This window comes from uncultured Clostridium sp. (assembly GCF_947036855.1).
GTDB lineage: Bacteria > Bacillota > Clostridia > Clostridiales > Clostridiaceae > Sarcina.
On the sequence record NZ_CAMQRY010000156.1, the window covers coordinates 1 to 5,037 of the forward strand.

Sequence of the window (5,037 nt, forward strand, 5' to 3'; positions counted from 1 at the left end):
ATCAATTTTAATACTGTCTTTTTTAAAGAATAAGATAGTTGTAGAACCTCCAAATTTGAAGAATCCTTTTTCTTGTCCTTTAAATACAGGTTTATTTGCTGTGTAACTTTGTATTATAGTTCCAACACAAGTTGCTCCAACTTCCATAGTTATTATATTCCCAAAATTTTCAGATTTAAAAATTGACCATTCTCTTTTGTTTTTACAAAATAAGTTTGGAACTTTTTCTAAAGCAATTGGGTTAACAGAGTAGTAAGAACCTTTAATTTTTTGACTTATGCCACAAGTTCCATTATCTACAAAGTGAAATCTATGATAGTCTGTTGGACAAAGTCTTAATATAAGACAAGTTCCATTTTCATATTCATTAGCTATAAGGTCATTACTTATAAGCTCTCTTAGTGAGTAAGTAAAACCTTTTACCTGAACAATATTATTCATATTTATATTTTCATAAGCAAAAAGTCTTCCATCACCTGGTGAAACCAACTTATTCAAATTTTTTGTTACAGGTCTAGCTTCATCAAGTAATCTTCTTGCGAAAAATTCATTGAAATTTTTAAATTCAGATACGTCTTTTTCAAGATATTCTGTATCTATATCAAATTTATCAATAAATTTTGATATTTTTTTTTTGCTGAGCTTACTACTACAATACATTCCATAAAGTCTAGAGAACATTTTTTTCTTTATGAATAGTTCTACAAAACTTTTACCAACAGGTGAGCTGTAAGACCAATTAATATAATTAAGACCAGCTACTTGCTCAGTTTCATATTGCTTAGTTTCTCTATTATATATTTTAATCATTTAGTATCTCCTTATTAAAAGTAAACAATTATTATAATATCTTAAAACATAGATTCAAACAACTTTTTTTCGAAAATCTGGATTATATTAAGACGTGATAAATTGAAATTATTTTTAAGTTTTGAATTTTAAAATACTTAAAGTATATTGCAAAGTGTAAAACTTAATTACTATTTATTGACAGAAGATGCTATTAAATATAGAATTAAGTTATAAATAAATTATGCCTCTATAGTTTAGTGGATAGAACAATCCCCTCCTAAGGGATAAACATAGGTTCGATTCCTATTAGGGGTACTCAAAAAAGCTTCATTTTATATGGGGCTTTTATTAATTTATAAAGAATTTATAGAGAATACTATTATATATTGATATTTTTAGAGACTTTGTAGAAAGATAAAATATGAAATACTATGATGTACTGTGAATTCATTTTATTTTAACAATATAAAAAGAAAATATATAGTAATATGTTATAATATAGTATAAAAATTTTTAAATAAATAGGAGTGTGGTATTTTTGGATCCGTCCGTGGGTATGCAGTTAGTAGTTCTTATAATTTTGATAGCTTTATCAGGATTTTTTTCATCATCAGAGACAGCATTAACGTCTGTTAATAAAATTAAAATTAGACATATGGTTGAAGCAAACGTTAAAGGGGCTAAACTTGTTGAAAAGTTGATAGAATCTCCAAAGGAGCTTTTAGGAGCTATTTTAATAGGAAATAATATTGTTAATATAGGAGCTTCATCACTAGCTACTGTTTTAGCAGCTAGTTTAGTACATGATACTAAATATCAAGATACAGGAGTTGCAATAGCAACAGGTATTATGACAATACTTATTTTGATTTTTGGAGAAATTACTCCAAAATCTCTTGCACAGCAAAATGCAGAGATGGTAAGTATTAAGGTTTCAAAACCAATAGCATTCATTGTATTTGTGTTTAAGCCATTTGTGTGGTTTTTCACTAAAATTTCTTCATTCTTTATAAAAATTCTTGGGGGAGACCCTGATAAGGCACAACCATTTATAACAGAAGAAGAGCTTAGAACTCTTGTTGATGTTGGTGGTGAAGAAGGAGTTATTGAAGAAGAAGAAAAAGAAATGATATTTAATGTTTTTGAATTTGGTGATTCGCAAGTTAAAGATATTATGGTTCAAAGAGTTGATATTACAGCTGAAAATTTAGAAACTACTTATCAGGAACTTCTAGAGGGAATAAAGAAATATCGTTTTTCTAGAATACCAATATATGATGAAAATATAGATGATATAGTTGGGATATTAAATACTAAAGATTTAATTCTTTTATCAGATGAAGATAAAAAGAATTTCGATATAAAATCTCTTATGAGAAAACCTCATTATACATTTGAGTTCAAAAAAATAACTGATTTGTTTAATGAAATGAAGAAAACAAGAAATCATATGTCAGTTGTTTTAGATGAGTATGGTGGAACTGTTGGAATTGTTACAATTGAAGATTTAATCGAGGAAATTGTTGGTGAAATTGAAGATGAATATGATGAGCATGAAGAGCTTATTGTTGAAATTAGTAAAAATGAGTATCAGGTTGATGGTAGTACTAGACTTGATGACTTGAGTGAAGTAGCAGGAATTAAAGTTGAATCAGATGAATTTGATTCTATTGGTGGATTTGTAATAGGAATACTTGATAGAATTCCAGAACTTGGTGAGCAAATAGAATATGAAAATTTAAAATTTACTATTGAAGAAATTGATAGGAAGAGAATTAAAAAAGTTAAAATTATTGTTGATCATGAAGAACCGATTATAGAAACAGAAGAAAGATAATGAATTTTATGGATATAGCTTTAAATGAAGCAGAAAATGGAAGAAAAATTGGTGAGGTACCAGTAGGAGCAGTTATTGTTTATGAGGGGAAGATTATTGCGAAAGCACATAATCTTAAGGAAACTTTAAATGATGTAACAGCTCATGCTGAAATTTTAGCAATAAGAGAAGCAAGTGAAAGGCTTGAAAATTGGAGGCTCAGTAAAGTAGAAATGTATGTTACATTAGAGCCGTGTCCTATGTGTGCTAGTGCAATTACTCAAGCAAGGATTGAGAAAGTATATATAGGAACTTTTGACCCAACAGCTGGAGCTTGTGGATCAATAATAAATCTTGCGCAAAGTAATAGACTTAATACATTTTTTGATATTGAGTGGTGTTATGATGAGCGGTGTAGTGATATACTAAAAGATTTTTTTGAAAAGAGAAGAGATGAACGAAAGAAGAGAGTGCCTAGATAATAGGTGCTCTTTTTTTATAAATACAAAAATTACCAAAGGTGATATAATAAAATAAATTATTAAAAGTTTGAGGGGGTATATATGATAATTGAAAGATTAAAAATTGAAGATATTCCAAAGCTTATTAAACTTTATAAAGAGTTAGTTAATAGGGAAACTGATTTAGATATTGCATGTAATAAGTATAATGAAATATTAAAAGATGAAAATCAATGCATATTGGTAGCAAAAGAAAATGATGAAATTATAGGGACTTTAATGGGTGTTGTATGTAAGTCTTTAGCTCTAGATGGAAAACCTTTTTTAGTAGTAGAGGATGTTATAGTGAATCCAAATCTTAGAGGTAAAGGGATAGGAAAAACTCTTGTAGAAGAAATTGATAAATTTGCTATATCTAAAGATTGTTTATATGCAATTGTAGTTTCATCTGGCTTTAGAAAATTTTCGCATATTTTTTATGAGAAAGTTGGATTTGATGAAGATGTTGTTGGATTTAGAAAGTCATATGTGGAGTTAAATCTTTTAGCTAAAAATTAAAAGGGGGATTTTAATTATGGAAGCTATAAATTTGGAAGAGTTAAAGCAAGTGTTTTTAGATAATAAGGTTACAGTTTTGAGTGAAATGAAAAATTGTTTTAGAGTTTTATCAGGGAAAAAGGTTAAGAGTGTTGATATAGAAGAAGGGGTTTTATATCTTTGGAATTTTTATTATATTAAGACTTTAAATAAAGATAAAGAAATAGGGGACAGGGTTATTTATAACCTAATAACAGAATTTGATCAAATGATTAAGAAAGATGATGGATATATTTATAATGGAAATACTAGAAATCTTGAAATTGATAAAGAGTTTACAGATATTTGGATGAAGAATAGTATTTTAGAAATTTTAGAATATTTATATAAGGATAATAGTAAAGCAACTGTTAGGTTATCAGAAGATTTAAAGAAAATAGATAGAAAATATAAAAATATAATAAGATTGAATATATAAAAAAAGTAGCAAGGCTTGAGAATAGTCTTGCTACTTTTTTTGTATATAGGCGAGTGATAATTTATAAAGTCATAAAAATATTTTTTTTTGAATATACTCATAAGGTGAAAATCTATAGAAAAGGAGAGATGGAATGAAAATAGATATTATATCTGGATTTCTTGGTTCAGGAAAAACAACGCTTATAAAAAAACTTCTAGATGAAGAATTATATAAAGAGAAAATAGCAATTATTGAAAATGAGTATGGTGAGGTTGCTATTGATGGAAATCTTTTAAGGGGAGATAAAGTTGAGGTTACAGAGATAACATCAGGTTGTATTTGTTGCAATATAAAAGGTGATTTTAAGGATAGTATTTCTGAAATTGTATCAAAGTATAATCCAGATAGAATTATAGTTGAGCCAACTGGAGTTGCTAAGTTATCTGAGATAATTTCATCTGTTAAAGAAGCTAAAGTCAGTAATGCAAAGATAAATATGATTACGACAGTTGTTGATGTTAATAATTTTTCTAATTATTTAAATAATTTTGGGGAGTTTTATAAAAATCAAATAGTTAATGCAAATGTAGTGTTACTTAGTAGGGTTTCTAGTATTTCAGATTTAGAAATTTCAAATATTTGTGAGGAGATAAGAAAGATAAATAAAACTGCAAATATTATAACTACTGATTTGAAGGATATTTCAGCAAAAAGGATTATAGAAGTTGGTGAGGTTCCAAGAGAGAAAATAAAGGCTGCATTTAAGAAAAGTACAATGGTTAAGTGTGGAACAGTTAGAATAGTTCATAATGCAAATGATACTTTTGAGAACTGGGGTACAGAAACTTCAAAGCTTTTTGATGAAATAGATTTGAAAAATTTGTTGTCTAAACTTTCTAAAGAGAATACCTATGGGAAAATATTAAGAGCAAAAGGAATTTTACCTACTAAAACTGGTAAGTGGGTTCAGT

General features: G+C 27.6%; 6 protein-coding genes and 1 tRNA gene. 6 read left to right on the forward strand and 1 reads right to left on the reverse strand.

Going from position 1 to position 5,037, the window contains the following annotated elements; genetic code table 11:
• Positions 1-810, reverse strand: an 810-nt coding sequence (locus tag Q0V15_RS11760) for a phosphatidylserine decarboxylase (RefSeq protein ID WP_297439239.1), incomplete at its 3' end; no start/stop codon positions are given.
• Positions 811-1,035: 225 nt separating this feature from the next.
• Here Q0V15_RS11760 and Q0V15_RS11765 point away from each other — a divergent pair.
• The 6 genes from Q0V15_RS11765 to Q0V15_RS11790 all read left to right on the forward strand — a co-directional run.
• Positions 1,036-1,107, forward strand: a tRNA-Arg gene (locus tag Q0V15_RS11765).
• Positions 1,108-1,348: 241 nt separating this feature from the next.
• The gene (locus Q0V15_RS11770) at positions 1,349-2,629 is read left to right on the forward strand and encodes a hemolysin family protein (protein WP_297439249.1); all 1,281 of its coding nucleotides are present in this window, start codon (positions 1,349-1,351) and stop codon (positions 2,627-2,629) included.
• Positions 2,629-3,090: a nucleoside deaminase gene (locus Q0V15_RS11775; RefSeq protein ID WP_297439241.1), complete on the forward strand. Its 462-nt coding sequence runs from the start codon at positions 2,629-2,631 to the stop codon at positions 3,088-3,090. The genes Q0V15_RS11770 and Q0V15_RS11775 overlap by 1 nt, the downstream gene beginning before the upstream one ends.
• Before the next feature lie 81 nt (positions 3,091-3,171).
• Positions 3,172-3,627 (forward strand): GNAT family N-acetyltransferase, encoded by a 456-nt coding sequence (locus Q0V15_RS11780; protein WP_297439243.1) that lies wholly within the window; start codon positions 3,172-3,174, stop codon positions 3,625-3,627.
• A 16-nt stretch (positions 3,628-3,643) separates the two neighbouring features.
• Positions 3,644-4,084 carry a hypothetical protein gene (locus Q0V15_RS11785; RefSeq protein ID WP_297439245.1) on the forward strand — a complete coding sequence of 147 codons (441 nt, stop codon included), beginning with the start codon at positions 3,644-3,646 and terminating at the stop codon, positions 4,082-4,084.
• 133 nt (positions 4,085-4,217) lie between these two features.
• Positions 4,218-5,037: GTP-binding protein (locus Q0V15_RS11790; protein WP_297439247.1), on the forward strand; the 820-nt coding region annotated here is incomplete at its 3' end.